At 55.6% G+C, this 25,869-nt stretch carries 24 protein-coding genes; 14 read left to right on the top strand and 10 right to left on the bottom strand.

Annotated elements, in window-relative coordinates; translation table 11 throughout:
• Positions 1 to 37: 37 nt before the first annotated feature.
• From Q7C21_RS01505 to yeiP, 5 genes are all read right to left on the bottom strand, one after another.
• On the bottom strand, positions 38 to 1,600 hold the full coding sequence (locus Q7C21_RS01505; protein ID WP_375150286.1) for a cyclic di-GMP phosphodiesterase: 1,563 nt from the start codon (positions 1,598 to 1,600) through the stop codon (positions 38 to 40).
• A gap of 216 nt (positions 1,601 to 1,816) precedes the next feature.
• Positions 1,817 to 2,392 carry a bifunctional murein DD-endopeptidase/murein LD-carboxypeptidase gene (gene mepS, locus Q7C21_RS01500; RefSeq protein WP_071591717.1) on the bottom strand — a complete coding sequence of 192 codons (576 nt, stop codon included), beginning with the start codon at positions 2,390 to 2,392 and terminating at the stop codon, positions 1,817 to 1,819.
• A gap of 512 nt (positions 2,393 to 2,904) precedes the next feature.
• A complete protein-coding gene (locus tag Q7C21_RS01495; protein WP_003854148.1) occupies positions 2,905 to 3,612 on the bottom strand; it encodes a phosphatase PAP2 family protein in 708 nt (235 codons plus the stop codon).
• Between the two features lie 42 nt (positions 3,613 to 3,654).
• Positions 3,655 to 4,623: a CobW family GTP-binding protein gene (locus Q7C21_RS01490; RefSeq protein WP_375150285.1), complete on the bottom strand. Its 969-nt coding sequence runs from the start codon at positions 4,621 to 4,623 to the stop codon at positions 3,655 to 3,657.
• 74 nt (positions 4,624 to 4,697) lie between these two features.
• On the bottom strand, positions 4,698 to 5,270 hold the full coding sequence (gene yeiP, locus Q7C21_RS01485; RefSeq protein WP_003854146.1) for an elongation factor P-like protein YeiP: 573 nt from the start codon (positions 5,268 to 5,270) through the stop codon (positions 4,698 to 4,700).
• Between the two features lie 163 nt (positions 5,271 to 5,433).
• On the opposite strand from yeiP, the gene Q7C21_RS01480 reads away from it, so the two are divergent.
• From Q7C21_RS01480 to fruA, 4 genes are all read left to right on the top strand, one after another.
• Positions 5,434 to 5,688 (top strand): YkgJ family cysteine cluster protein, encoded by a 255-nt coding sequence (locus tag Q7C21_RS01480; protein ID WP_003854141.1) that lies wholly within the window; start codon positions 5,434 to 5,436, stop codon positions 5,686 to 5,688.
• A gap of 272 nt (positions 5,689 to 5,960) precedes the next feature.
• Positions 5,961 to 7,091, top strand: a complete 1,131-nt coding sequence (fruB, locus tag Q7C21_RS01475) for a fused PTS fructose transporter subunit IIA/HPr protein (RefSeq protein WP_314508965.1) — start codon at positions 5,961 to 5,963, stop codon at positions 7,089 to 7,091.
• The gene (gene fruK, locus Q7C21_RS01470) at positions 7,088 to 8,026 is read left to right on the top strand and encodes a 1-phosphofructokinase (protein ID WP_003854138.1); all 939 of its coding nucleotides are present in this window, start codon (positions 7,088 to 7,090) and stop codon (positions 8,024 to 8,026) included. Before fruB ends, fruK begins: the two co-directional genes overlap by 4 nt.
• A 16-nt stretch (positions 8,027 to 8,042) precedes the next feature.
• Positions 8,043 to 9,755, top strand: a complete 1,713-nt coding sequence (gene fruA, locus Q7C21_RS01465) for a PTS fructose transporter subunit IIBC (protein ID WP_110411237.1) — start codon at positions 8,043 to 8,045, stop codon at positions 9,753 to 9,755.
• 165 nt (positions 9,756 to 9,920) lie between these two features.
• Here the strand turns inward: fruA and nfo are convergent, their stop codons facing one another.
• Positions 9,921 to 10,766, bottom strand: a complete 846-nt coding sequence (nfo, locus tag Q7C21_RS01460) for a deoxyribonuclease IV (protein WP_003854136.1) — start codon at positions 10,764 to 10,766, stop codon at positions 9,921 to 9,923.
• Between the two features lie 51 nt (positions 10,767 to 10,817).
• Complete coding sequence (locus Q7C21_RS01455) at positions 10,818 to 11,873, bottom strand: YeiH family putative sulfate export transporter (protein WP_375150284.1); 1,056 nt, start codon at positions 11,871 to 11,873, stop codon at positions 10,818 to 10,820.
• 106 nt (positions 11,874 to 11,979) lie between these two features.
• Here Q7C21_RS01455 and Q7C21_RS01450 point away from each other — a divergent pair, with 106 nt between their 5' ends.
• The 5 genes from Q7C21_RS01450 (at position 11,980) to Q7C21_RS01430 (ending at position 16,961) form a co-directional block, all read left to right on the top strand.
• Complete coding sequence (locus tag Q7C21_RS01450) at positions 11,980 to 12,354, top strand: YkvA family protein (protein ID WP_003854134.1); 375 nt, start codon at positions 11,980 to 11,982, stop codon at positions 12,352 to 12,354.
• A 9-nt stretch (positions 12,355 to 12,363) separates the two neighbouring features.
• Positions 12,364 to 13,230, top strand: coding sequence for a DNA-binding transcriptional regulator YeiE (yieE, locus tag Q7C21_RS01445; RefSeq protein ID WP_003854133.1), 867 nt, complete (start codon positions 12,364 to 12,366; stop codon positions 13,228 to 13,230).
• Positions 13,231 to 13,347: 117 nt separating this feature from the next.
• Positions 13,348 to 14,814: an amino acid permease gene (locus tag Q7C21_RS01440; protein ID WP_375150283.1), complete on the top strand. Its 1,467-nt coding sequence runs from the start codon at positions 13,348 to 13,350 to the stop codon at positions 14,812 to 14,814.
• Positions 14,815 to 15,096: 282 nt separating this feature from the next.
• Complete coding sequence (locus Q7C21_RS01435; RefSeq protein WP_105098971.1) at positions 15,097 to 16,173, top strand: iron ABC transporter permease; 1,077 nt, start codon at positions 15,097 to 15,099, stop codon at positions 16,171 to 16,173.
• Positions 16,173 to 16,961, top strand: a complete 789-nt coding sequence (locus Q7C21_RS01430) for an ABC transporter ATP-binding protein (protein ID WP_140916260.1) — start codon at positions 16,173 to 16,175, stop codon at positions 16,959 to 16,961. The genes Q7C21_RS01435 and Q7C21_RS01430 overlap by 1 nt, the downstream gene beginning before the upstream one ends.
• A 143-nt stretch (positions 16,962 to 17,104) precedes the next feature.
• Here Q7C21_RS01430 and fghA read toward each other — a convergent pair whose 3' ends face one another.
• From fghA to Q7C21_RS01415, 3 genes are all read right to left on the bottom strand, one after another.
• Complete coding sequence (fghA, locus tag Q7C21_RS01425; protein ID WP_008926109.1) at positions 17,105 to 17,947, bottom strand: S-formylglutathione hydrolase; 843 nt, start codon at positions 17,945 to 17,947, stop codon at positions 17,105 to 17,107.
• Positions 17,948 to 17,959: 12 nt separating this feature from the next.
• Entirely contained in the window at positions 17,960 to 19,084 is a 1,125-nt protein-coding gene (locus tag Q7C21_RS01420) for an S-(hydroxymethyl)glutathione dehydrogenase/class III alcohol dehydrogenase (RefSeq protein WP_003854127.1), read from the bottom strand.
• A 73-nt stretch (positions 19,085 to 19,157) separates the two neighbouring features.
• Positions 19,158 to 20,069: a LysR family transcriptional regulator gene (locus Q7C21_RS01415; protein WP_003854125.1), complete on the bottom strand. Its 912-nt coding sequence runs from the start codon at positions 20,067 to 20,069 to the stop codon at positions 19,158 to 19,160.
• 117 nt (positions 20,070 to 20,186) lie between these two features.
• On the opposite strand from Q7C21_RS01415, the gene Q7C21_RS01410 reads away from it, so the two are divergent.
• The 5 genes from Q7C21_RS01410 (at position 20,187) to mglB (ending at position 25,805) form a co-directional block, all read left to right on the top strand.
• Entirely contained in the window at positions 20,187 to 21,314 is a 1,128-nt protein-coding gene (locus Q7C21_RS01410) for a YbfB/YjiJ family MFS transporter (protein WP_008926108.1), read from the top strand.
• 124 nt (positions 21,315 to 21,438) lie between these two features.
• Positions 21,439 to 22,104, top strand: a complete 666-nt coding sequence (gene folE / locus Q7C21_RS01405; protein WP_008926107.1) for a GTP cyclohydrolase I FolE — start codon at positions 21,439 to 21,441, stop codon at positions 22,102 to 22,104.
• A 48-nt stretch (positions 22,105 to 22,152) separates the two neighbouring features.
• A complete protein-coding gene (gene yeiB, locus Q7C21_RS01400; protein WP_375150282.1) occupies positions 22,153 to 23,313 on the top strand; it encodes a DUF418 domain-containing protein YeiB in 1,161 nt (386 codons plus the stop codon).
• 146 nt (positions 23,314 to 23,459) lie between these two features.
• Entirely contained in the window at positions 23,460 to 24,500 is a 1,041-nt protein-coding gene (gene galS / locus Q7C21_RS01395; RefSeq protein ID WP_182629555.1) for an HTH-type transcriptional regulator GalS, read from the top strand.
• Positions 24,501 to 24,809: 309 nt separating this feature from the next.
• Positions 24,810 to 25,805, top strand: coding sequence for a galactose/glucose ABC transporter substrate-binding protein MglB (mglB, locus tag Q7C21_RS01390; protein ID WP_003854116.1), 996 nt, complete (start codon positions 24,810 to 24,812; stop codon positions 25,803 to 25,805).
• Positions 25,806 to 25,869: the final 64 nt, after the last annotated feature.

The raw sequence follows: 25,869 nt of genomic DNA, 5'->3' as shown, positions 1-25,869 counted from the left end.
CCAGTCAGATGTCCGGGGCGTTTCAGGCCAGGTCATGTCAGGCCTTATGACGACGGAAATAGTCTATCAGCGTTTCTGGCCGTAACGGACGGCTAAAGATATAACCCTGCAAATGCGTTACACCACGATTAATTAACCAGGTAGCCTGCTCACCGGTCTCAACGCCTTCGGCCACACTCTTTAAGTTGAGTTTCTTCGCCAGTTGCAACACGGAATCCAGAACCGGTGAGGTCTGGGTGTCTGTACCGATGCTCTGAACAAAACCGCGATCGATTTTGAGGTAATCAAAGTCATAACGTTCCAGATAGATTAACGCGCTATGCCCGGTACCAAAATCATCAATAGCAATATGAATCTGCTGCTGATGCAGCCAGTCAAACAGTTCTCCGACGTTTTCATCCCGCACCATGGCTCGCTCAGTAATCTCAAACACATAGTTAAAGTGTCCCGCAGGCATGGTATCAAGCCAGTGCAGCACATCCTGACGGAAACCACTGTCAGCCAGGTGCAGGGGCGAAATGTTGAGACTCAGGCTGGCATGACGGGGAATGGTATGACACAGCAGATGTGCATCACGGGAAACCAGCTGAAACAGATGCCGCGTCAGCGGAATAATCAGATTCTGTGATTCTGCAAAATGAATAAAGACATCGGGCGGAACCGGGCCTTTCGTCGGGTGAGTCCAGCGTAATAATGCTTCCATACCATAAGGCTGGCCATCATGAGACGTCACCAGCGGCTGATACTCAACGTGAAACTCGCCGCGTTTCATGGCCCGAATCAGCTCTCTGCCGGGACGCTGATACACCGACAACAGTAGCCACCATCCCCCTGCAAACAGCAGCGACAGCAACAGGCCACTTAGCAGGATAGTTTGATAGTCGCTGACTGCCAGAGTAGAGCCGTACACGACAAACTGGAGCGGATACCCTGTCAGCGCCTGCTGGTGCAGGGGCTTCGGCAGGTTTTTATTCTCAATGAGGCCGGACTGCCAGCTGGTTAAGGCGCTGCGCTGTGCCATGAGTGCCATGCCGGTGATTTCCGGTCGCCGGGACGCCAGCAGCTGATAAGGCGCGAGAGTGATATTGAGCGTCGCGAAAACGCCTGACTGCAGGCTGCCTGGATTTTTGATCCACAAGGCCAGCACCGGTTTATTCGGCTGCAACGGCGTGCCTGGCATCAGTTGCAGGTCGGTATCGCGCGAAATATCACTGTGCGGCGCAATCACATTAAGTGGCAGACTAAAACTGCCGGTCGCTGACGAGCAAAAGGCTGTACCGTTATCAACCAGCAGAATGGCGCGAAGGTTTCCGGCAAAGGCGGCGCGTGAGGTCAGTTCACGATCTATGTTATGGCAGGCAGTGTGGGTAAACGGAAGCAGGGGAGTGAGAGTGCTGTTAATCAACGTGGAGAGCGTTTGCTCCAATGCCGTGCGACTGTTCTCCAGCAGTTGCTGATGCTGCCGTTCGCGCTTCTGCCAGGTCTGGTGAAAAGAGAGTACGGCGAACAAAAGAAAGAATAAGCCGCCAGCCATCGCGCTACTGCATGCGATACGGCGAGGAGTAGTGTCACGGCGCCGTAGTGCCCCCGACAATGGCATGAGGTGCTCCTGATAAATTATTATTATGTTATTGCGCACGACTGCTTCGGTTTAAGCGACCGAGAATATAACGAGAGAGTCTGAAATGTCTCGTTATTTATCTGAAATACAATGCTTTTATCTGATAAAAATCTGCCTGCCATCTTCAGGCACGAAAAAAAACGCTGCACAGGCAGCGTTTCTTGTTCTCTGGCGAGAGAAAATCGAAGGTGATAATCAGGTCGGGTTACGACTTAATACACGACGCCCTTCACGGTAACGCTTTTTCCAGTAGTCATCATTGAGACTGGAGATCATCACGCCACTGCTGGTAGATGCATGAACAAAGTTATCGTTACCCAGGTAAATGCCCACGTGGCGGCCCGTTGAACCGGCACGGAACATCACCAGATCGCCAGGGCGTAATTTACTGCGGGTGATCTCTTTGCCTGTGTCTTGTTGCTCAGAGGTAGAACGAGGTAATTCTAAGCCAAACTGATCGCGGAAGGTGCGTTGTACAAAGGCGGAACAATCGATCCCGCGTTTGGTATCGCCACCGAGGCGATAGCGCACACCTTTCCAGACGGCGTATTGTTCCATGATGCGCGACTTAACATCGACGTTACGCACCATTTCTTCAAACTCATCCTGAGACGCCTGAAGTAAAAAACCATTGTGGTTGTTAACTTCATGATTCTCGTTATTCGCGTTTTGACTGCTATGGGTACTGCTACAAGCTGAGAGGAGTGTGGCTAGCGCCAATGCGGGCACGATCCGCATTATATATCTCAGTATTGGTTGAGACTTGACCATTATTCGGGTTTTCCTTCGATTTCCTTACGACAAAATTGTCGCCAGCCAGATGACAAAACAGGGAGATTAATAAGCGAAACAGGCTAAGACAAATCCTTAATTACTAAAATGTGTTAATGGACACACTTTAACGGTAAAAAATCTGAATTTTCTGCCGCTGTAGTCTCACTGCGACTGAGGTTAACTGATTACAGACGCCGTGGCGAGTGCTTTTAATCAATTTCATATAGGTTTTTTTGATGAGAATCAAACTGTAACACACTGACTATTTTAGAGACAATTGTGGGGAAATAATGGTGAGAACAGGGGATGAAAGGGAGGTCAATTCGGGGCATAGCCTGCTGTTTCAGTGTTTTCTTAATTGACAGCCTGGTGTGAAGACCCGTTAACGCGTAAGCCGGGTCATAACCTTTTCTTTTCGTGAATTTAATTAGCAGCCTAATAGTGAGGAGCTGTTTTTTATAAGCGCGGGCGGTTATGAACCTGGCGGGTAAACCGACCGCGCTTAACATTTACATCACGGGCTTATATTTACCCGGTAATTTGCGATAAAACCAGTTAACCAATACGTCACTCGCTGGTGTTAATAGCCACCAGCTCAGTCCGACTAAAACGACCGACAGTGAACCGACGGCAATATCGGTAAACCAGTGCGCGCCCGCCATGACGCGCGGCAGTGAAAATATCACCACAATAGCGGCGGCAACGATAAAACGGCTGAAACCAAAATAACGCCAGATAAAGCAGGCGAAGATGATCAGCATCATACCGTGGTCCCCAGGGAAACTGTCTTTTGAGGCATCTTTAGCGGGAATACCGGTTAATTCACTGACGCGATAAACGTGATCAAAGAATCGCGTCGGACTCGAGTGTTTCACGGGCAATAAATGGCCCAGCTGATTAAGCACCACGGCGGTTAACAACATGGTGATACCAATGGCCAGCATCCGACGCCTGGCCTCTGGCGTTTCCTGCCGCCAGATCGACAGATAAAGCAGACCCATCGCCAGCAGGGATACCGCATCAAAACCACGAAAATTGGTGATAGCGACGATCAGCGCGAAGAGCGGATGAGTGCCCATCTGATTATTGAAGCCAAAGAAAACAGATTTATCGATGCCAAACCAGAAACCGTGTTCAGGCGGCAAATACCAGGAAAGAAACAGCACTATGCCCAGTGCATTGAGCAGCAGGATAGTAATAAGGCGGGTTACGCGCATAATTAAAACTCATTAAAAAAATAACCGCCGACAATACCTGTCTTAGCGTAAACGGCACTTCAACAATGCCGATTGTAGCTGATTCCAGTCGACCTGCTGAGAATGGATGATCTCAATACGGCTATCGGGCGGCAGTGAGGTGAATGTCTCACTTTGCAACTCTTTTGCCTGGCAGTTAATACGCATTGTGCCTTCTGGCGTGCGCATTACCCCTTTAATGCGATCGACCGCTGCCAGCCGGACCCACTCCAGCAGCGCATCGCGGCTAAACAGCGTGTCAGCATCAAACAGCCAGCCGCAGGCGCTATAGCCCTGGCCGTGGTTCAGCGCCCGACGCCATCGCGCCTCGCCATCCAGTCGTAATGCCGCCAGACCGCTGGTCGGGGGCGACGAATGATGGTGATGCGGCGCAGGGAGGTCGCGCGGCAGATAAGGGGCATCAAGCAGGGAAAGGGGGATTTGACAGAATTCGGTCTGTATCAGAGGACGAGCAGGCTGCATCTGCTGCTGCCAGTCAGCCAGGCGCTGACGGTCCTCTTCGTTCCAGCAGTCGCGCTTATTAGCAATAATAATGTCGGCGGCAGCGAGTTGATCGCGAAAGTTTTCATTGGCAACAATACGCGGCTCAGCCAGTTGACGAGCATCCAGCAGCGTCAGAGTGGCGTTCAGTTGCAGCCACGCCTGATACACCGGCGCACTTAACATCTGCAACACCTGACGCGGATGGCCCAGACCCGTTGGCTCAATCAGCAGTCGGTCGGGCTTGCTCTTCAGCAGCATATTCAGCCCAACCTGCATCGGCAGACCGTTAACGCAGCACAGGCAGCCGCCGGGGATCTCCTTCAGCGTGGCACCGCGATCGGCCAGCAGGGCACCGTCGATCCCAATCTCGCCAAATTCATTGACCAGCACCGCCCACTTTTCTCCTGCGGGCCGCGCTGCCAGCAGATGGCAGAGCAGCGTGGTTTTGCCGCTGCCCAAAAAACCGGTAATCAGATTAACGCGTGTCATGGGACGCCCCCGCCAGAAAATAACGCAATAGTGTAATACTATAACATTATCGCGATCAGCAGCAGGCTGGCGGTTTAGTCAGCGCGGCCCATGTAACGGCGTTCAGCGATATGGATACGGATGCGGTCACCGTTGCTCAAATATTCCGGAACCTGAATAGAGAGGCCTGTGCTCATTCCGGCTGGTTTGGTACGGGCGCTGGCGGAAGCCCCTTTAATGCCTGGTGAAGTATCCACGATCTCCATATCCACGGTTTGTGGCAGTTCCAGCGCCAGTACCTGACCCTCCATCGTCAGCACGTGAATGCCAGGGATGCCGCCTTCAGGGATAAACAGCAGCTCTTCTTCGATCTGCTCCTGCTTAAAGGAGTAAGGGGTGTAATCCTCGTCATCCATGAAAATATATTCATCACCATCTATATAAGAGAAGGTGACGCTGCGACGGCTGAGCGAAATCGCATCAATAATCTCGTCGCCTTTGAACCGCTCTTCAACTTTTAAACCGGTGCGGACATCGGTAAAGCGCATTTTATACAGGGTGGCAGCACCGCGTGCGCTGGGGCTCTGGACATCAATGTCTTTAACCAGCAGCAGTTTACCGTTGTGCGTGACGGCCATCCCTTTTTTGATTTCATTGGCTTTTGGCATTGCTGTTCTCGCTATCTTGAGAGTGAAGTGCGCGCAACGTTACGCGTGCCGGTGAAAACTGGCAATATGGTGGTGGCGAAATTTTATGTCAGGCCGCGGCTTTCATGGCAATTTCTGCCCCGGACTGCTATTGTCGCCGCGACTTTCTCTGCCGGAGCACAGCATGCAATGCCGTAGCCAGTGCGGTGCCTGTTGTACAGCGCCCTCGATCTCTTCACCCATTCCTGGCATGCCTGACGGCAAGCCCGCGAACACGCCCTGCGTTCAGCTCGATGACTTACTGCGCTGCAAACTGTTTGGTTCGCCATTGCGTCCTGCCGTCTGCGCAGGCCTGCAGCCTGCATACAGCATGTGTGGCAACTCACGCCAGGAGGCGATGACATACTTACTTCAGCTCGAAGCCGATACTGCCCCCTGAAGCGCTGACGCTGCTGACATTTTCGGTCCACAGATCTCTGCATTACAGCAACCGCGTCAGCCTGTTCACTTTTTATTCCCCATAATCCCCCTGAAATGTGCGTAACGTCAAAAATCTGTTACGCCGTTTGCGCATTCTCTTGCCTCCGGAAAATTGCTGTACCACAATCCCTGAAACGTTTCAGCGGTGACTGCGCCACCTGTTTTCAACAGCATGGCGTAAAAAAACCCCCACTGGCTGAAACGATTCAATCTCAGCAAGCGAGGAGAATTATGTTCCAGCTCGAATTGCAGGCCATCCATACCGGAGCCAGCGCCCAGAATAAAGAAGAGGCCATTCGTCAGGTTGCTGCCGCGTTAACCGCTGCGGGTAATGTGACGGAAGGCTACGTCAATGGCATGCTGGCCCGCGAACAGCAAACCTCAACGTTCCTCGGCAACGGCATCGCAATTCCCCATGGCACCACCGATACCCGAGACATGGTCCTGAAAACCGGTGTTCAGGTGTTTCAGTTCCCGCAGGGCATTGCCTGGGGTGACGATCAGACTGCTTATGTCGCCATCGGGATTGCCGCTAAGTCGGATGAGCATCTGGCGCTGCTGCGTCAACTGACCCATGTTCTGAGCGATGACACCATTGCTGAACAGCTCAAAACCGCCTCTGCTGAAGATCTCCGTGCGTTGCTGATGGGCGAAAAACAGGCCGCCGAGTTCAGCTTTGACACCTCATTAATTACGCTCAACGTCGCTGCCAGCGATCTGATCACTCTGCAGGCAATGAATGCTGGCCGGCTGCAGTCCGCGGGTGTGGTGGATGCGAGCTACGTCGCAGACGTGGTCTCGACGGCTCCGCTGAATCTGGGTCAGGGCATCTGGCTCAGCGACAGCAGCCTCGGCAACCTGCGCAGCGGTGTTGCCATCAGCCGCGCTGAACATGCATTCGACCATCAGGGCGAATCCGCGGCGCTGTTAATCAGCGTTTCAGCGACCGATGAACGTCCACTGGAAGTGCTGGGTTACCTCAGCGCATTACTGCAGCAGAACAAAGCAGATCGCCTGCTTAAAGCGGATGCGGCAGGTGTTTACGCACTGCTGACCAGCGAAGTTGATGAGCAGGCTGAGGTGCTGACCGCAGAATTCACTATTCGCAACGAGCATGGTCTCCATGCCCGTCCAGGCACCGCGCTGGTTAGCGTAATCAAGCAGTTCAACAGCGACATCACGGTGACCAATCTCGACGGCAGCGGTAAACCTGCTAACGGCCGTAGCCTGATGAAAGTGGTTGCGCTGGGCGTGAAGAAAGGCCATCGCCTGCGCTTCACCGCCAGCGGTGACGATGCACAGCAGGCGCTGACCGCCATTGAAGAGGCGATCAACAGCGGTCTGGGCGAGGGGGCAGCATGAGCAGACGCGTCGCCACCATCACGCTGAATCCGGCGTATGACCTGGTGGGATATACCCCTGAAATTGAACGCGGCGAAGTCAACCTGGTGAAAACCACCGGGCTGCACGCGGCGGGCAAGGGCATCAACGTTGCTAAAGTCCTGAAAGACCTGGGTATCGATGTCACCGTGGGTGGATTCCTGGGTAAAGAGAATCAGGACGGCTTCCAGCAGCTGTTCAGCGAGCTGGGCATTGCCAACCGTTTCCAGGTGGTGCCGGGCCGTACCCGTATTAACGTTAAACTCACTGAACAGACCGGCGACGTTACCGATCTGAACTTCTCCGGTTTCCAGGTCACGGGTCAGGACTGGGATCGTTTTACGGCTGATTCTCTGACCTGGCTGGGCCAGTTCGACATGGTCTGCGTCAGCGGCAGCCTGCCAGAAGGCGTTGATCACGATGCCTTTACCCGCTGGATGACCGAACTGCGTACTCACTGCCCCTGCATCATTTTTGACAGCAGCCGCGAGGCGCTGGTGGCAGGACTGAAAGCCGCACCATGGCTGGTGAAACCTAACCGCCGTGAGCTGGAGATCTGGGCCGGTCGCAAACTGCCTGGTCTGCAGGATGTGATTGGCGCTGCGCACGAACTGCGCGAGCAGGGCATCGCCCATGTGGTGATTTCATTGGGCGCGGAAGGCGCACTGTGGGTCAACGCGTCAGGCGAATGGATTGCTAAACCGCCGGTGTGTGAAGTCGTCAGCACCGTGGGTGCCGGTGATTCGATGGTGGGCGGCCTGATTTATGGCCTGCTGATGCGTGAATCCAGCGAACACACGCTGCGTCTTGCGACTGCCGTGGCGGCGATGGCCGTCAGCCAGAGCAACGTTGGCGTTTCCGATCGTACGCAGTTGGCCGCAATGATGGCGCGTGTCGACTTACAACCCGTTAACTGACAGCAGGAGAGCGATAATGAAAACGCTGCTGATTAAAGACCCTACACTGGGACTGGCTTCCGCATATATGGCGCAACAACGTCTGGCTGCCGCCGCAGCTGCTGCGGGCCTGACCCTGACTGAGAACCCTGCCGACGCTGAACTGGCGATTGTGCTGGGTAAAAACGTGCCGGATGATGCGGCGCTGAACGGCAAAGCGGTCTGGCTGGGTGATATCCAGCTGGCGGTCCGCGAGCCGGAAACCTTCCTTAACCGCGCCAAAGCTGAAGCCAAAACCTGGCAGGCTCCTGCGGCTGTGGCAACACCTGCAGGTGCATCAGCTGCAGCACCGGCTCAGGCTGGCGCGCAGAAACGCGTTGTGGCCGTTACCGCCTGTCCGACCGGCGTGGCACACACCTTTATGGCTGCCGAAGCTATTCAGGCTGAAGCGACCCGTCGCGGCTGGTGGGTGAAAGTTGAAACTCGCGGTTCAGTGGGTGCGGGTAACGCCATCACCCCGGAAGAAGTTGCTGCCGCCGATCTGGTGATCGTCGCAGCTGACATCGAAGTGGATCTGGCGAAATTTGACGGGAAGCCGATGTACCGCACCTCAACCGGTCTGGCGCTGAAGAAAACCGCGCAGGAACTGGATAAAGCGGTTGCAGAAGCGAAGCCGTATAAAGCGGTGGCTGGTGGACAGAGCAATAGCAGTGAAGAAGAGAAGAAAGGCGGGGCAGGGGCTTATCGTCACCTGCTGACCGGTGTTTCTTACATGCTGCCGATGGTGGTCGCGGGTGGTCTGAGCATCGCCCTGTCGTTTGCTTTTGGTATCACAGCGTTTAAAGAACAGGGCACTCTGGCCGCTGCGCTGATGCAAATCGGTGGGGGCAGCGCTTTTGCTCTGATGGTACCAGTGCTGGCGGGCTTTATCGCCTTCTCCATCGCTGACCGTCCGGGTCTGACGCCAGGTCTGATTGGCGGTATGATCGCCACCAGCATCAATGCAGGCTTCTTAGGCGGTATTATCGCGGGCTTTATTGCCGGTTATGCAGCGAAGCTGATCAGCGGCAAAGTCAAACTGCCGCAGAGTATGGAAGCGCTGAAACCGATATTGATTATCCCGCTGTTCGCGAGTCTGATCACCGGCCTGCTGATGATCTACGTGGTGGGCAAACCGGTTGCGGGCATCATGAATGGCCTGACACACTGGCTGGCTAACATGGGCACGGCGAATGCGGTCCTGCTGGGCGCAATCCTGGGCGGCATGATGTGTACCGATATGGGCGGTCCGGTGAACAAAGTGGCTTACGCATTTGGCGTCGGCTTACTGAGTTCGCAGACGTATGCACCGATGGCCGCCATCATGGCAGCCGGTATGGTGCCACCGCTGGCGATGGGTCTGGCTACGCTGGTTGCCCGTCGTAAATTCAACAAAGGTCAGCAGGAAGGTGGTAAAGCGGCACTGGTTCTGGGTCTCTGCTTTATCTCTGAAGGTGCGATTCCATTCGCAGCCCGTGACCCGATGCGTGTTCTGCCTTGCTGTATCGTGGGCGGCGCAATCACCGGCGCGATCTCCATGGCGATTGGCGCGAAACTGATGGCACCGCACGGTGGACTGTTTGTACTGCTGATCCCTGGCGCCATTACCCCGGTTGTCGGTTATCTGATGTCGATTGTCATCGGTACTGCGGTTGCGGGTCTGGGCTATGCGATACTGAAACGTCCGGAAGAGCAGCTGGCGAAAGCCTGATGTGCAGAAATGCATAATCTGCTGAAGTGATAATAACAGGGAGCCGGTGGCTCCCTGTTTGCTTTTACGTCTTTCCGATCTGACCTTGTTCCCTGTTCAGGCTCAGTCTTACAGCAACCAGGCCTGACTTTGTCAAAAATCTCGGAGCCAGCTGGCTCCCTTTTTCTATCCCTGCTGTTCAGCTTTCAGCCAGGCAATCTCATCTTTCCAGATGTCGGGATTAATAGTCTCAAGAATTAACGGAATACCATCAAACCGCGGATCTTTCATCAGCCAGCTAAATACGGTTTTGCCGATATTCCCTTCACCCAGGCTGTGATGGCGGTCAACGCGACTGTCGAAGGCGCTTTTGGCATCGTTAAGGTGCATACCGCGCAGATAATCAAAGCCGACAATGCGCTCAAACTCAGCAAAGGTTGCCTCGCAGTCCGCTTCGGTACGCAGGTCATACCCGCCAGCAAACGCATGACAGGTATCAATGCAGACGCCGACGCGCGACTTATCTTCGACATGTTCAATAATGGTGGCGAGGTGCTCGAAGCGGAATCCGAGGTTACTGCCCTGACCGGCGGTATTCTCAATGACGGCGGTCACATTCTGGCTCTGGTCGAGGGCGATGTTGATCGACTCCGCAATCCGCTTCAGGCAGGCCTCTTCTTCAATCTGATGCAGATGGCTGCCGGGATGGAAGTTCAGCAGCGTCAGGCCGAGCTGGTCACAACGTTTTAATTCATCAATAAAGGCCGCGCGGGATTTCTCCAGCGCCTCTTCAACCGGATGACCGAGGTTAATCAGAAAACTGTCGTGCGGCAGAATTTGCTGCGGACTGAATTTGTACGTCTCGCAGGCGGCGCGAAAAGCATCAATCACCTCAGTGGAGAGCGGGGCGGCCTTCCACTGACGCTGATTTTTAGTAAAGAGGGCAAAGGCGGTGGCTTCTATTTCATGGGCGCGAATCACTGCCTGATCCACACCACCTGCCGCACTCACGTGTGCGCCGATATATTTCATGCCTTTCTCCTGGGGCTATGCACGGATGAAACGGCATGATACCCGATGCTGTTAGCCCATGAAATGTTGCACCAGCAGATTGATGGTGCCGCCACCCGCGATTAACCAGCCAAATACCAGTGCGCCCAGCAGCAGCGGTTTAACGCCCGCCTCACGTAATGCGCTAAAACGGGTGGTTAATCCCAGAGCCGCCATCGCCATCGCCAGCAGCAGACCCGCCAGCTCGTTCAGCGTGGCCACTACCGTGGCAGGCAGCAGCTGCAGCGAGTTAAACAGCGCGACTGCGATAAACAGCAGGGCGAACCAGGGAAACGTCACCGGCTGACGCGCGTTGCTCGCTTTGCGTTTGCCGCGTAGCACTGCACTCAGGCAGAGCAGGAACGGGGCCAGCATCATCACCCGCAGCATTTTGGCAATCACCGCGCTGTTCTCGGCATCGGGACTGATGCTGTGTCCGGCAGCCACGACCTGTGCCACTTCATGGATGGTCGAACCGGTAAATACCCCAAACTGCGATGCACTCAGGCCTGGAAAAAGATGGTGCGCCAGCGGCCACAGCATTGGATAGATAAAGATTGCCAGCGTGCCGAACAGCACCACGGTTGCAATAGCCACCGCCACTTTCGAGGAGGCGGCTTTTACCACTGGCTCGGTCGCCAGTACGGCCGCTGCCCCACAGATGCTGCTGCCCGCGCCAATCAGCCAGACGGTATCGCGATCCAGTTTCAGCAGCCGGATGCCCAGCAGGCAGGTAATAAAGAAGGTGCTGCTCAGCGTCAGCGCATCAATCAGGATGCCGCTAAAACCAACGTCGGCAATCTGTTGTAAGGTGATGCGAAATCCAAACAGGATGATCCCCAGCCGCAGCAGCTTCTGCTTAGCCAGTATCACGCCGCTGTCGCAGCGCGACGCCAGAGGCGTAAAGACGCTATTGCCGACCAGGATGCCCAGCATGATTGCCAGGGTCAGTGAACCCAGCCCCGCTGCTGCCACCACCGGTTGCTGTGCGAGCCAGCTGGCAGCCGCGGCAATCGCGGCAGTCAGCAGCAGACCGGGGAACCAGAGCGTAACAGGATGATGGGGTTTAGCGATGCTCAGTTCGGTCATGGTGGTCACTCCTCATGGTTGAGTCATGATCATGACGGCGACTGGCTTAAAAGTGAAATTGATAATATATTTATAATTGACCAGAATAAACGATAAGGCCGCAATCATGATAGTTTCGCGTCTGCGCCGCTGGGCGACGCTGATCAAAAGAGATGCCCGGGTGCTGTGGTTTGCCTTTCGCGATCCGCGCACGCCCTGGTGGAACAAAGTGGCGATGCTGGGGCTGGTCGCGTATGGCGTCAGCCCGATCGATCTCATCCCGGATGTGATCCCGTTTGTTGGTCTGCTGGATGACGCGGTGATTATCCCGACGGGCGTCATGGTGCTGATGCGGTTGCTGCCGAAAGACGTGCGTATCAGCAGCATCGCGAAAGCGCAGTCTCAGCGTGCGCGCGGTAAAAAAATGGCAGGCTGGCTGGGCATCGCCGGGCTGCTCTGGCTGGCATTAATGATTTATCTTGTCAGGCATTCATTGAGTTAAGAGGCAACAATGCACATTACGCTGCGGCAAATCGAAGTGTTCACCGAAGTGCTCAAAAGCGGTTCAACGACGCAGGCTTCGCAGTTGCTGGCGCTGTCGCAGTCCGCAGTCAGCGCGGCGCTGGCCGATCTGGAGAGTCAGCTCGGGGTGCAGCTGTTTGATCGGGTCGGCAAACGGCTGGTGCTAAATGAGCACGGGCGGCTGCTCTATCCGCGTGCGGTAGGACTGCTGGAGCAGGCAGGTGAAATTGAGCAATTGTTCAAAGAGGATAACGGCGCAATCCGCATCTTCGCCAGCAGCACCATCGGTAACTATCTGCTGCCGGGCATGATGGCCGCTTATCGCCGTGATTTTCCGGGGTTGCCGCTGGAGCTGAGCGTCGGAAACAGTCAGGATGTGATTCAGGCGGTTTCCGATTTTCGCGTAGACGTCGGGTTGATTGAAGGGCCGTGTCACATGACCGAGCTGGTCAGTGAACCCTGGCTGGAAGATGAACTGGTGGTGTTTGCCGCACCTGACGCCGCGATCCTGCAACAGCCGGTGACGCTGAAAACGCTGGCCGAAGCGCCCTGGATCCTGCGCGAGCGTGGCTCGGGCACCCGTGAAATCGTCGACTATCTGCTGTTGTCACACCTGCCAAGTTTTCAGCTGGGCATGGAGCTGGGCAACTCCGAAGCGATCAAGCATGCAGTGCGGCATGGCATGGGGATCAGCTGTCTTTCACGCCGGGTGATTGCCGATCTGCTGGAGGCGGGCACGCTGACAGAACTGACGATTCCGTTGCCGCGTCTGACCCGAACGCTCTACCGCATTCATCACCGGCAGAAGCATATTTCAAAAGCGCTGACGCGCTTTTTGTCCTATTGCCGTGAGTGACCGCTAATAATTCGGGCGCGATCATGAACATAACTTATAACAGCATGGCATCAGCTATACAGAGGCGGTCTGGCTGCTACAATCGCGCCTCATTTTTACCCAGCGTAGCGTTAACACATGCATAATGACCCAAATACAACACAACAACCTGCATTACGACGTGCGTTAAAAGCCCGTCATCTGACGATGATCGCCATCGGCGGCTCAATCGGTACTGGCCTGTTTGTCGCCTCTGGCGCAACCATCGCACAGGCTGGCCCCGGTGGAGCACTTCTCTCCTATATGCTCATCGGCCTGATGGTCTACTTCCTGATGACCAGTCTCGGTGAGCTGGCCGCCTTTATGCCCGTCTCGGGTTCTTTCGCCACCTACGGCGCGAAATATGTCGAAGAGGGTTTTGGCTTCGCCCTCGGCTGGAACTACTGGTACAACTGGGCGGTGACCATCGCAGTTGACCTGGTGGCGTCCCAGCTGGTGATGACCTACTGGTTCCCTGACACGCCAGGCTGGATCTGGAGCGCGTTGTTCCTGGGTCTGATATTTCTGCTTAACTACATCTCGGTGAAAGGCTTTGGCGAGGCGGAATACTGGTTCTCGCTGATTAAAGTGGCCACCGTGATTATCTTTATCATTGTTGGCGTGCTGATGATTATCGGCATTATGCGCGGTGCGGAGCATGCGGGCTGGCATAACTGGCAGGTTGGCGATGCGCCGTTTGCGGGTGGCTTTGCGGCAATGATTGGCGTGGCGATGATTGTGGGATTCTCCTTCCAGGGCACCGAGCTGATCGGTATCGCGGCGGGCGAATCTGAAGATCCGGCCAAAAATATCCCGCGCGCGGTGCGGCAGATTTTCTGGCGTATCCTGCTGTTCTATGTGTTCGCCATCCTGATTATCAGTCTGATCCTGCCGTACACCGATCCACAGTTGCTGCATAACGACATAGACGATATCAGCGTCAGCCCGTTCACCCTGGTGTTCCAGAACGCCGGTCTGCTCTCCGCGGCAGCGGTGATGAATGCGGTGATCCTGACGGCGGTGCTGTCAGCCGGTAACTCCGGTATGTACGCCTCAACGCGTATGCTTTACAACCTGGCGAGTGAAGGCAAAGCGCCGCGCATTTTCGCGAAACTCTCCAAAGGCGGCGTGCCGCGCAATGCCTTATGGGCGACGACCGTTGTGGCCGGGCTGTGCTTCCTGACCTCTAAGTTTGGTAATCAGGAAGTCTATCTGTGGCTGCTGAATACCTCAGGCATGACTGGTTTTATCGCCTGGCTGGGTATTGCCATCAGTCACTATCGTTTCCGCCGCGGCTATGTCGCCCAGGGACATGACCTGAACGATCTGCCTTACCGTTCCGGCTTCTTCCCGCTGGGGCCGATCTTCGCCTTTGTGCTTTGCCTGATCATTACGCTGGGTCAGAACTATCAGGCATTCCTTAACGACAGCATTGACTGGTACAGCGTAGCGGCCACCTACATTGGCCTTCCGCTGTTCCTGATTATCTGGTTCGGCTACAGGCTGACGCGCGGCAGCCGTTTCGTGAAGTACAGCGAGATGGAGTTCCCGGTTCATAAAGATTAGAACTGTGCGCTGGCGCTGTTAAGTCAGGTACCTGACACAGCGCCTTGAGGCAGCTCCCGGCCTTAAAGCGATAGGCGCATACGTCTTTGCGAAAGACGTATGCGCCCTGAGCATCTTCCCCATCTTTAACGTCAAGGCGCTATATCTGCCATTATCGTTCCCCTAACAACACCATTTTTTACTGCTTTTTCTCGCCTCGCTTATGCGAACGAATTGATAATTATTATCACCTGCACTATTGTGACTGCGTTTTCTGACGTGATAGCCACACAGGGTTCAAAAATGACTACCGAAACTTCGCTGCTGGCGGGGGAAGAGACGCTTCACCACACCATGCAAAACTATCATCAGGTGCTGCGCCGCCGCCTGATCTGGATTGGCGTATTACTGGTGGCAATTATTGCCTCATTAATCCTCGACTTTACGCTCGGTCCGGCCGGGCTCTCACTGGACACGCTGTGGAATACGCTGCTCAGCCCCGACAGTGTCGATGCCGGTACCCGTGTTATCGTCTGGGATATTCGTCTGCCTTATGCACTGATGGCGCTGGTGGTCGGGCTGTCGCTGGGCCTGGCAGGCGCAGAAATGCAGACTATCCTGAATAACCCGCTGGCCAGCCCGTTTACGCTCGGTGTCTCATCGGCAGCGGCGTTTGGTGCCGCACTGGCGATCATTCTCGGCGTTGGTATTCCTGGCATTCCTGATCAGTGGTTAATCTCAGCCAACGCCTTTGTCTTTGCACTGTTTGCCGCGCTGATGCTGGATGCCGTGACCCGCTGGACGCAGGTCTCCTCTGCGGGCGTCGTGCTGTTCGGTATTGCACTGGTCTTTACCTTTAACGCACTGGTCTCGATGATGCAGTTCATTGCCAGCGAAGATACGCTGCAGGGTCTGGTGTTCTGGACCATGGGCAGCCTGGCGCGCGCCTCCTGGGAGAAGCTGGGCGTGCTGACCGTGGCGCTGGCCATCCTGGTGCCGTTCTCAATGATGAGCAGCTGGAAGCTGACGGCGCTGCGTCTGGGTGAAGATCGCGCCGTGAGCTTTGGTATCGACGTGCGCCGGCTGCGCCTGACCACCTTGCTGCGCATCAGTATCCTTTCGGCGCTGGCGGTGGCGTTTGTGGGCCCCATCGGCTTCATCGGCCTGGTCGCACCCCACATTGCTCGCATGATGTTTGGTGAAGATCACCGTTTCTATCTGCCTGCCAGTGCGCTGGTTGGCGCGCTGGTGCTCTCCCTGGCGTCAGTCGCGTCGAAAAACCTGCTGCCGGGTGTCATTATTCCCGTGGGTATTGTGACGTCACTGATTGGTGTGCCGTTCTTCCTGAGTATTATTCTGCGTCATCGGGGGACGGTATAATGGAAACGGGTCTGACATTACGCGGCTTCAGTGCCGGTTATCCCAAACATAAAGTGATTGAAAACCTCAACGTGGCACCATTGCCACGCGGTGAGATTACCGTTCTGCTGGGACCGAATGGTTGCGGTAAATCGACGCTGTTGCGTGCACTGGCTGGTCTGAATAAAGGTCAGGGCGAGATGTGGCTTAACGGTGAAGATCTCATGACTCAGCCGTTTGCCCGCCGTGCGAAAAACGTAGTCTATCTGCCACAGTCGCTGCCTGCGGGCGTGCATCTGCATGTGCTGGAATCGATTATCGTGGCACAGCGTGCCTCCGGTGGCCTGCACAGTGCCAGCAGTGAAGCGGAAATCATGCATCTGCTGGAAAAACTGGGCATTGCCCATCTGGCGATGCGCTACCTTGATCAGCTTTCGGGCGGACAGAAGCAGCTGGTCGGGCTGGCGCAATCTTTAATCCGTCGCCCTAAACTGCTGCTGCTGGATGAACCGCTGAGCGCGCTGGATCTCAATTACCAGTTCCACGTCATGGACCTGGTGCGCCGCGAAACGGCCCAGCGCAACATTGTGACGGTGGTGGTGGTGCATGACATCAACATCGCGCTGCGTCATGCGCAACATGCCCTGATGCTTAAGCAGGGCGCGCTGGTCGCAGAAGGGCAGCCGGATAAGGTGATTACGCCGGCTACCCTGGCAAAAGTGTATGGCGTCAACGGCCGTATCGAACACTGCTCACGTGGCATTCCCCAGGTGATGATCGATGGGCTGACCGGTCCGGCCTTAGTCTGATCGTCAGGTTAAGGTTGCGGCGGCTGAAGTATCCGCCTCTTTCGGAAAGGGGAGTGCAGGGCTGGCAGGGCGCTGACGTTGCAACCATGTTCCCGCCTTTACAGCATGCAAAAAAAGAGGGCCGCAATAGCGGCCCTGATTATTTACGCCAGCAGATGCTGGGCATGGAAGCGAAGATGATCTTCCACAAAACTGGCAATAAAGAAGTAGCTATGGTCATAACCCGGCTGGATACGCAGCGTCAGCGGGAAGCCCACCTCGCGGGCGATCTCCTCTAACCGCTCTGGTTGCAGCTGATCGGCCAGGAACTGATCGCTGTCACCCTGATCGATCAGCATTGGCAACCGATGGGAGACTTCCGCCATCAGCTGGCAGCTGTCATATTCCCGCCACGCCGCACGATCGTCGCCCAGATAGGCCTGAAACGCTTTCTGGCCCCAAGGCACCTGCATTGGATTCACAATCGGTGCAAAGGCTGAAGCCGAGGCAAAGCGGTTACCCAGACGCAGCGCCAGCATCAGCGCGCCGTGTCCGCCCATAGAATGACCCATGATTGACTGGCGTTCACTGACCTTGAAGTTATCCGCAATCAGGGCAGGTAACTCGCTGCTCAGATAGTCGAACATGCGGAAATGACTCGCCCAGGGTTGCTGGGTGGCATTGAGATAAAATCCCGCACCCTGACCCAGATCGTATCCCTCATCGTTCGCCACGCCGTCACCGCGCGGGCTGGTGTCCGGCATAATCAGCACCAGACCCAGTTCCGCTGCAACGCGCTGCGCGCCCGCTTTGGTGGTGAAATTCTCGTCGTTACAGGTCAGGCCGGCTAAAAACCAGACCACCGGCGGCGGTGCATCACCGTGCGGGGTGGGCAGATAGATGCTAAAGGTCATCGGGCAGTTCAGCACGGCTGACTGATGACGCCAGCGCTGCTGCCAGCCGCCAAAAATACGGTGTTCTTCCAGTAGCTCCAGAGTGGATGCCATAACGCCTCCTGATTACTTGTTAAAGTGCACGACCGAGCGAATCGATTTTCCTTCGTGCATCAAATCAAAGGCGTCGTTGATCTCTTCCAGCGGCATGGTGTGAGTGATGAAGTCGTTAAGGGCAAATTTACCGTCGAGGTAATCCTGCACAATGCCTGGCAGCTGTGAACGGCCTTTTACGCCACCAAACGCGGAACCGCGCCAGACGCGACCGGTTACCAGCTGGAACGGACGGGTAGAGATCTCTTCACCGGCACCGGCAACACCGATAATCACAGACTCGCCCCAGCCTTTGTGGCAGCACTCCAGTGCGGAACGCATTACGTTGACGTTACCGATACACTCAAACGAGAAGTCCACGCCGCCGTCGGTCAGCTCGACAATCACATCCTGAATCGGTTTGTCGTAATCTTTCGGGTTAATCAGATCGGTGGCACCCAGTTTACGTGCCAGATCGAATTTGCTGGTGTTGAGGTCGATGGCAATGATACGGCCTGCTTTCGCCATTTTCGCGCCAATCACCGCAGAAAGACCGATGCCGCCGAGACCGAAGATCGCCACGGTGTCGCCTTCTTTCACTTTGGCGGTGTTCATTACCGCGCCCATGCCGGTCGTGACGCCACAGCCCAGCAGACAAACCTCTTCCAGCGGTGCTTCTTTACTGATTTTTGCCAGTGAGATCTCCGGGATGACGGTGTATTCAGAGAAGGTCGAGGTGCCCATGTAATGGAAAATCGGTTTGCCATCTTTGAAGAAGCGGGTGGTGCCGTCCGGCATCAGGCCCTTACCCTGGGTGGCGCGAATCGCCTGGCAGAGGTTAGTTTTGCCCGACAGACAGTACTTACATTTGCCGCACTCCGGGGTGTAAAGCGGGATGACATGGTCTCCCACTTCCACGCTGGTTACTCCTTCGCCCACCGCTTCCACGATGCCGCCGCCTTCATGGCCAAGGATCGCCGGGAAAACACCTTCCGGGTCAGTGCCGGAGAGCGTGTAGGCGTCGGTATGACAGACACCGGTCGCGACAATACGCACCAGCACTTCACCTTTTTGCGGTGGCATTAAATCCACTTCTTCGATTTTCAGTGGTTCGCCAGCAGCCCAGGCAACCGCGGCACGGGTTTTGATCATGTTCATGCAATCCCTCTTCCAGTCAGATTGTGACGCGTAATAGCGCCTTTTTTCGTGAGTTAAACATAGCGTGGAACGCTTATTCCGTCGCCTGCAATGGGTGGATCAGCTCATCGTTGAGCGGACGATCGTCAAACTGTTCAATAATCAGGTATTTCAGCGCTTCTACATTCGGGGTAAAGGCGTCACGCCGCCACATCAGCCAGGTGGCGGTGTCGCGATAAGCTGCGGGCAGGGTATGCGCCTGCACCCGCGACCGATCCGCCATCTGCTTCAGCACCGAAGCCGGAATCATCGCGACCCCTGCACCGCCCGCTACGCAGGCCAGCATGGCGTGATAGGACTGAATCTCCATCACACTGTTGGGTGCGGTCTGGCTGTCGCGATACCAGCTCTCCAGCTTCACCCGGTAAGAGCAGCTGTTGCGGAACGCAAACAGAGTATCGTCCTGCACGTCGCGCGCCGTGGTGATTGGCCCATGATCCAGCCCGGTGATCAGCACCATCTCCTCGCGAAAAGCGATGCAGCCATTCAGGTCATCATGAGAAACCGGGCCATCCACCAGCGCAGCGGCCAGGGTGCCTTCACGGACCCGATCGATAATTTCGCCTGAGGTGCCGGTAATCAGCGACAGCGCCACTTTAGGAAAGCGCTGATGATAGGCGGCGAGCAGGCCAGGCAGGCGGGTCGCTGCGGTGCTCTCCATGGAGCCCAGTGCAAAGTTTCCCGCCGGTTCGCCGGTTCGGGTCATGCTCATCGCTTCTTCACTTAACGCCAGAATGCGTTGCGCATAATTCAGGAAATTATGGCCCATCGGCGACAGGCGAATGCGCTGCTTCTCACGAATAAAGAGATCAACACCTAATTCCTCTTCCAGCTGACGCAGCCGCGTGGTGAGATTAGAGGGGACGCGATGCAGATGTTCTGCTGCGCGCGCCAGTGAACCCGTTTCGGCGACGGAACAGAACATACGCAGCTGAACTAAATCCATATCTTCTCTTCCTGTAAACAAGTTGGTTAATATTATTCACTTTCCGTGAGTTTAGTCATCCTGCATGCTATTAGCAAGTCAGAAGAGATCTCAGGGCAGAACAACAGGAGTTCAGCAATGGCGTTACGCGTCGCGCTCAGTGCATTTTTAACTTTATTTGTGGCGATGGGCATAGGGCGATTTGCCTTTACGCCGCAGGTGCCACTGATGATTCAGGCTCACCAGCTGACGCTTACCAGTGCCAGCCTGGTCGCAGCCCTCAACTATTTAGGCTACCTGTGTGGCTCCTTTGATGCGATGCGGGCGCATCAAAGGGTCGAACTGCGGCTGCAGGCGGGTGTATGGGGCGCGGTAATCCTGACGCTGCTCTCGGCACTGGCAACCGGCCCGTGGCTGCATGGCGCTATTCGTTTTCTGATTGGCTGGGCCAGCGGTTGGGCGATGGTGCTGGTGGCGGCCTGGAGCAACGAACAGCTGCATCGGCATGGGCGGGCAGGGTTGTCGGCGGCCGTGTTTGCCGGACCGGGTTGCGGCATTTTTGTCAGTGGTTTGCTGGGGGTAGCGCTGCACACATTCCAGGTCTCCGCCGGTCTTGCCTGGGCTGCTTACGGGGCGCTGGCGCTGCTGCTGATTGCGTTAATCACCCGTAATTTACCGCGTCGCGGCGAACTGCATCGTCCGGATCAGGCACCCGAGCCGCTGGTGCTGAACCGCAATCTTAAACGGCTGGTGCTGAGTTACAGTCTGGCAGGGTTTGGCTACATCCTGCCCGCGACTTTTCTGTCGCAGATGGCCGCCACACGTTTTCCTGACGGCATCTTCGCGCAGTTTGTCTGGCCGATATTTGGCGGGGCGGCAATGATCGGCATCCTGCTGGGTATTCTGACGCGGCGCTGGGGGCACAGCCATGTCCGCCTGGCGCTGGTGCTCTGGGCACAGGCGCTGGGTGTGTTTGCTGCGGCGCTGCTGCCCGGCTTTAGTGGCCTGCTGGCCGGTGCGTTGCTGGTCGGAGGCGGCTTCCTGAGTGTGGTGCAGTTGTCTATGCTCTGCGCCCGCGAACTGGCGCCCAACCATCTGCGATTCATGGCTGGCCTGCTGACGACCGGCTATGCGATTGGACAACTTGTCGGCCCGCTGCTCTCTTTTCTCTCAACGGCCTTGTTACATCGGCTTGAGCCTGCGCTCTGGGTGGCAGGGGTGAGTCTGGTCTGGGCAGGCCTGCTGGTCTGGCGAAGAATTGAGTGAAAAGCTTTCATCACCAATCTGATTGATTGCTGGATTCCCCGCAAAGAAAGTTTCACAATACGCGCCTGATTACAGGGCCCGCAGGCAAAAGCTTGCGGGCGCAACACCAGCCGGAGAAGAGTAGATGAGCACCTTAAGTCAGGAAGCTGCCCTGGTTCACGAAGCGCTGCTGGCGCGTGGACTGGAAACGCCGTTACGTGCACCGACGCGCGACATTGATGACGAAACGCGTAAGAGCCTGATTGCCGGGCACATGACCGAGATTATGCAGTTGCTGAATCTGGATCTTGAAGATGACAGCCTGATGGAAACGCCACATCGCATCGCCAAAATGTATGTGGATGAAATCTTTTCCGGCCTCGACTACGCAAACTTCCCGAAAATCACCGTCATTGAGAACAAAATGAAGGTCGATGAGATGGTGACCGTGCGTGATATCACCCTGACCAGCACCTGTGAACACCACTTTGTGATCATCGATGGCAAGGCTACCGTCGCCTATATTCCCAAAGAAAAGGTGATTGGCCTGTCGAAAATTAACCGCATCGTGCAGTTCTTTGCTCAGCGTCCGCAGGTGCAGGAGCGGCTGACGCAGCAGGTTCTGGTTGCATTGCAGACGCTGCTGGGCACTAACAATGTGGCTGTTTCTATTGATGCGGTGCACTACTGTGTCAAAGCGCGTGGCGTAAAAGATGCCACCAGCGCCACTACCACGACGTCGCTGGGTGGCCTGTTCAAGTCCAGTCAGAACACCCGTCAGGAATTTTTGCGCGCGGTGCGCCATAGTTGAGTTTATGGCGGGCGCATAACGTTGCCCGCCTCAATGTGCAGGTGCCGCATGCAACGCTATCACGCGCTGGATTTCATTCGTGGATGTGCCATTCTCGGCATTCTGCTGCTCAATATTGTCGGCTTCGGTCTGCCTTCAGCCGCCTACCTTAATCCAGCCTGGCAGGGTAGCGTCACGCTTTCCGATGCCTGGACATGGGCACTCTCTGACGTTTTTGCTCAGCTCAAATTCCTCACGCTGTTTGCGCTGCTGTTTGGCGCGGGTCTGCAAATGCAGCTGCCGCGCGGCAGTCGCTGGCTCACAGCCCGGCTTTCCCTTCTGGTCCTGATCGGTTTTGTTCACGGGGTTTTTCTCTGGGAAGGGGACATCCTGCTGGACTACGGCATTATCGGGCTGGTGGTGTGGCGGGTACTGCGTGATGTTCCCTCCACCCGCAGCCTGATGAATACCGGCATTCTGCTCTACCTGGTCGGCTGCGGGGTGCTGCTGGTGTTTGGGTCGATCTCCTCTCCTGAGCCGACTAATTCCTGGCTGCCGGGTGCAGCAGAACTGCAATATGAACAGTTCTGGAAACTTGCTGGCGGCTGGGACGCGATACAGAACCGGCTGGACCATCTTTCGTCAGGGCTGATGGCGCTTGCAGCGCAGTATGGCTGGCAGCTGGCAGGTCTGATGATGATCGGTGGCGCACTGCTGCGCAGCGGCTGGCTGATTGGCGAATTCCCTGCACGGCATTATCGTCAGGCGGCGGCGCTGCTGTTAATCATTGGGTTCTCCATTGCGGTGGCCGGTGTGGCAGCGCAATGGCTGTTACATTGGGAGTTTCGCTGGACCGCATTTTACCTGCAAGCGCCGCGCGACCTTGCCAGCCCGCTAATTAGTCTGGGCTACACCGCACTCTGCCTGGCTTACTGGCCGCAGATCGCGCGCTGGCGCATCAGCTATGCCATCCAGTGCATGGGCCGGATGGCGCTGACCAACTACCTGCTTCAGACCGTGATCTGCACTACATTGTTCTATCGCTTTGGCTTCTATATGCACTTCACCCGGCTGGAGCTGGTGCTGATGGTGCCTGCGGTGTGGCTCATCAATATTCTGTTTTCTCTCATCTGGTTACATTTCGTCGCACAGGGTCCGCTGGAATGGCTGTGGCGGCGGTTTACGCTGCTCTCAGCCGGTAAATCACGCATCACTGACAACGCAGGATAATGACCGCCATCACAAAGGTTGCAGAATTGTATGTAACCGTTTTCATTGATGTGACGCAATTCACGCTGCTCGCCTCCCGCCCCTGACAGAATAGCGCCGGTGTACAACCCGGCGTGATGCCTAATTTTCCTTTCTGGAACTGCTGCATGATAACTATTCGTGATGTTGCCCGTCAGGCTGGCGTGTCAGTGGCGACCGTGTCGCGCGTCCTTAATCAGAGCAACGCCGTGACCTCAGACACCCGTGATACCGTGTTACAGGCGGTTGAAGCGCTGGGCTATCGCCCTAACGCCAACGCCCAGGCGCTGGCGACGCAGGTCAGCGACACGATTGGGGTGGTGGTGATGGATGTCTCCGATCCCTTCTTCGGGGCGCTGGTTAAAGCAGTCGATACCGTAGCGCAGCGCGTGCACAAACATGTGTTAATCAGCAACTCCTGGCATCAGGAAGAGAAAGAGCGTCATGCCATTGAAGTGCTGATCCGTCAACGCTGTAGCGCGCTGGTGGTGCACGCAAAAACACTGCCGGACGCGGAACTGGCGGACTTTATGCAGCACGTACCCGGCATGGTAGTCATTAACCGTATCGTTCCCGGTTTTGAACACCGCAGCGTCAGTCTGGATAACGTCACTGGCGCATTGATGGCTTCAAGAACCCTTTTACAACAGGGACATAGCCGCATCGGCTATCTTTGCTCCAGTCATCCGATCGAAGATGTGGCCCAGCGTCGTGAAGGATGGATGCAGGCAATGGCAGAGCAGGGCGTTCGGCCCCAGGAGAGCTGGATAGCCAGTGCAGAGCCCGACATGCAGGGCGGTGAAGCAGCGATGGTGGAGTTGCTGGGGCGCAATCTCAACCTTACGGCGGTGTTTGCCTATAACGACGGCATGGCTGCTGGCGCGCTCACTGCGCTGAAAGACAACGGCATTCAGGTTCCACAGCATTTTTCTGTCATTGGCTTCGATGATATTCCCATTTCCCGTTACACCGACCCACAGTTAACGACTGTTCGCTATCCCATTGTATCTATGGCAAAAATCGCCACAGAACTGGCACTGCAGGGCGCAGCAGGCCTGCTTGATGACACCGCAACACATATCTTTATGCCGACGCTGGTGCGGCGTCATTCGGTGGCGCAGCGGCAAAATGTGGAGTCCGTCACTAATTCAGGTGATTCAGGCATGTAACCGTTTTCAATCTGTGATTACATTCACAGTTAATTAACATTGCTCTCACTATGATGGCAGCGTCTTACCGGACTGAAACATTATGTAACGCCAGTGTAACGGCATCAGTTGTGGTCTCAGTAGCCGGTTATAGGGTTCACCCCCTCTTCATGGAAGCATTCAGGCACAAGGATGTCAGGTTTTAGACGGTGTTCAACGGCTCAACATCCCCATTACGTTAGCCGACGCGCCGATCTGTTTTACCGATTGCTCTCCCGCATGTTACGCGGTAGCGCTAAAAAGACCCTGCATAATAAAACCGGAGATACCATGAATAAGAAGGTTTTCACGCTTACAGCACTGGTTGCCAGCATGATGTTTGGTGCAACCGCTCACGCAGCTGACACCCGTATCGGCGTGACCATTTACAAATACGATGACAACTTCATGTCAATGGTGCGTAAAGACATCGAGAAAGAAGCGAAAGCGATCGGTGGCGTACAGTTGCTGATGAATGACTCACAAAACGACCAGTCCAAACAGAACGATCAGGTTGACGTGCTGATGGCAAAAGGCGTGAAAGCGCTGGCGATTAACCTGGTTGACCCGGCTGCCGCTGCGGTGATCGTAGACAAAGCGCGTGCTAACGATGTGCCGGTTGTCTTCTTCAACAAAGAACCGAACGCCAAAGTGCTGGCTGGTTATGACAAAGCCTACTACGTCGGTACCGACTCTAAAGAGTCCGGCATCATTCAGGGTCAGCTGATCGAGAAACACTGGAAAGCGACGCCAGCCTGGGATTTGAACAAAGATGGCACCATTCAGTTCGTGCTGCTGAAAGGCGAGCCGGGTCATCCTGATGCAGAAGCCCGTACCAAATATGTGATCGACACCCTGAACAAAGATGGTCTGAAAACCCAGCAGTTAGCAATGGATACGGCCATGTGGGATACCGCTCAGGCTAAAGATAAGATGGATGCATGGTTGTCAGGCCCGAACGCCAAAAAAATCGAAGTGGTGATTGCCAACAACGATGCGATGGCAATGGGTGCGGTTGAAGCGCTGAAAGCGCACAACATGACCTCAATCCCTGTGTTCGGCGTCGATGCCCTGCCAGAAGCGCTGGCGCTGGTTAAATCCGGTGCGCTGGCCGGTACCGTGCTGAACGATGCGGAAAACCAGGCGAAAGCGACGCTGGATATTGCCAATAACCTGGCGAACGGCAAAGCGGCAACTGACGGCACTAACTTCAAGATGGTTGATAAGATCGTCCGCGTTCCTTACGTGCCGGTTGATAAAGAAAATCTGTCTCAGTTCGTGAAATAAGATCGATTACGGGCGCGACCGCGGTCGCGCCTTTTTTATGTCACCACCGTTTTTTAGCCAGGTA

The sequence above is a fragment of the Pantoea sp. ANP04 genome (assembly GCF_041982285.1).
Lineage (GTDB): Bacteria > Pseudomonadota > Gammaproteobacteria > Enterobacterales > Enterobacteriaceae > Pantoea > Pantoea eucalypti.
This window is presented reverse-complemented; position numbering and strand designations above follow the sequence as displayed.

What these genes read in the sequence shown, in the direction of transcription:
- Q7C21_RS01505 (WP_375150286.1), bottom strand. Translation starts at nt 1,600, where the DNA reads ATGCCATTGTCGGGGGCACTACGGCGCCGTGACACTACTCCTCGCCGT.
- mepS (WP_071591717.1), bottom strand. Translation starts at nt 2,392, where the DNA reads ATGGTCAAGTCTCAACCAATACTGAGATATATAATGCGGATCGTGCCC.
- Q7C21_RS01495 (WP_003854148.1), bottom strand. Translation starts at nt 3,612, where the DNA reads ATGCGCGTAACCCGCCTTATTACTATCCTGCTGCTCAATGCACTGGGC.
- Q7C21_RS01490 (WP_375150285.1), bottom strand. Translation starts at nt 4,623, where the DNA reads ATGACACGCGTTAATCTGATTACCGGTTTTTTGGGCAGCGGCAAAACC.
- yeiP (WP_003854146.1), bottom strand. Translation starts at nt 5,270, where the DNA reads ATGCCAAAAGCCAATGAAATCAAAAAAGGGATGGCCGTCACGCACAAC.
- Q7C21_RS01480 (WP_003854141.1), top strand. Translation starts at nt 5,434, where the DNA reads ATGCAATGCCGTAGCCAGTGCGGTGCCTGTTGTACAGCGCCCTCGATC.
- fruB (WP_314508965.1), top strand. Translation starts at nt 5,961, where the DNA reads ATGTTCCAGCTCGAATTGCAGGCCATCCATACCGGAGCCAGCGCCCAG.
- fruK (WP_003854138.1), top strand. Translation starts at nt 7,088, where the DNA reads ATGAGCAGACGCGTCGCCACCATCACGCTGAATCCGGCGTATGACCTG.
- fruA (WP_110411237.1), top strand. Translation starts at nt 8,043, where the DNA reads ATGAAAACGCTGCTGATTAAAGACCCTACACTGGGACTGGCTTCCGCA.
- nfo (WP_003854136.1), bottom strand. Translation starts at nt 10,766, where the DNA reads ATGAAATATATCGGCGCACACGTGAGTGCGGCAGGTGGTGTGGATCAG.
- Q7C21_RS01455 (WP_375150284.1), bottom strand. Translation starts at nt 11,873, where the DNA reads ATGACCGAACTGAGCATCGCTAAACCCCATCATCCTGTTACGCTCTGG.
- Q7C21_RS01450 (WP_003854134.1), top strand. Translation starts at nt 11,980, where the DNA reads ATGATAGTTTCGCGTCTGCGCCGCTGGGCGACGCTGATCAAAAGAGAT.
- yieE (WP_003854133.1), top strand. Translation starts at nt 12,364, where the DNA reads ATGCACATTACGCTGCGGCAAATCGAAGTGTTCACCGAAGTGCTCAAA.
- Q7C21_RS01440 (WP_375150283.1), top strand. Translation starts at nt 13,348, where the DNA reads ATGCATAATGACCCAAATACAACACAACAACCTGCATTACGACGTGCG.
- Q7C21_RS01435 (WP_105098971.1), top strand. Translation starts at nt 15,097, where the DNA reads ATGACTACCGAAACTTCGCTGCTGGCGGGGGAAGAGACGCTTCACCAC.
- Q7C21_RS01430 (WP_140916260.1), top strand. Translation starts at nt 16,173, where the DNA reads ATGGAAACGGGTCTGACATTACGCGGCTTCAGTGCCGGTTATCCCAAA.
- fghA (WP_008926109.1), bottom strand. Translation starts at nt 17,947, where the DNA reads ATGGCATCCACTCTGGAGCTACTGGAAGAACACCGTATTTTTGGCGGC.
- Q7C21_RS01420 (WP_003854127.1), bottom strand. Translation starts at nt 19,084, where the DNA reads ATGAACATGATCAAAACCCGTGCCGCGGTTGCCTGGGCTGCTGGCGAA.
- Q7C21_RS01415 (WP_003854125.1), bottom strand. Translation starts at nt 20,069, where the DNA reads ATGGATTTAGTTCAGCTGCGTATGTTCTGTTCCGTCGCCGAAACGGGT.
- Q7C21_RS01410 (WP_008926108.1), top strand. Translation starts at nt 20,187, where the DNA reads ATGGCGTTACGCGTCGCGCTCAGTGCATTTTTAACTTTATTTGTGGCG.
- folE (WP_008926107.1), top strand. Translation starts at nt 21,439, where the DNA reads ATGAGCACCTTAAGTCAGGAAGCTGCCCTGGTTCACGAAGCGCTGCTG.
- yeiB (WP_375150282.1), top strand. Translation starts at nt 22,153, where the DNA reads ATGCAACGCTATCACGCGCTGGATTTCATTCGTGGATGTGCCATTCTC.
- galS (WP_182629555.1), top strand. Translation starts at nt 23,460, where the DNA reads ATGATAACTATTCGTGATGTTGCCCGTCAGGCTGGCGTGTCAGTGGCG.
- mglB (WP_003854116.1), top strand. Translation starts at nt 24,810, where the DNA reads ATGAATAAGAAGGTTTTCACGCTTACAGCACTGGTTGCCAGCATGATG.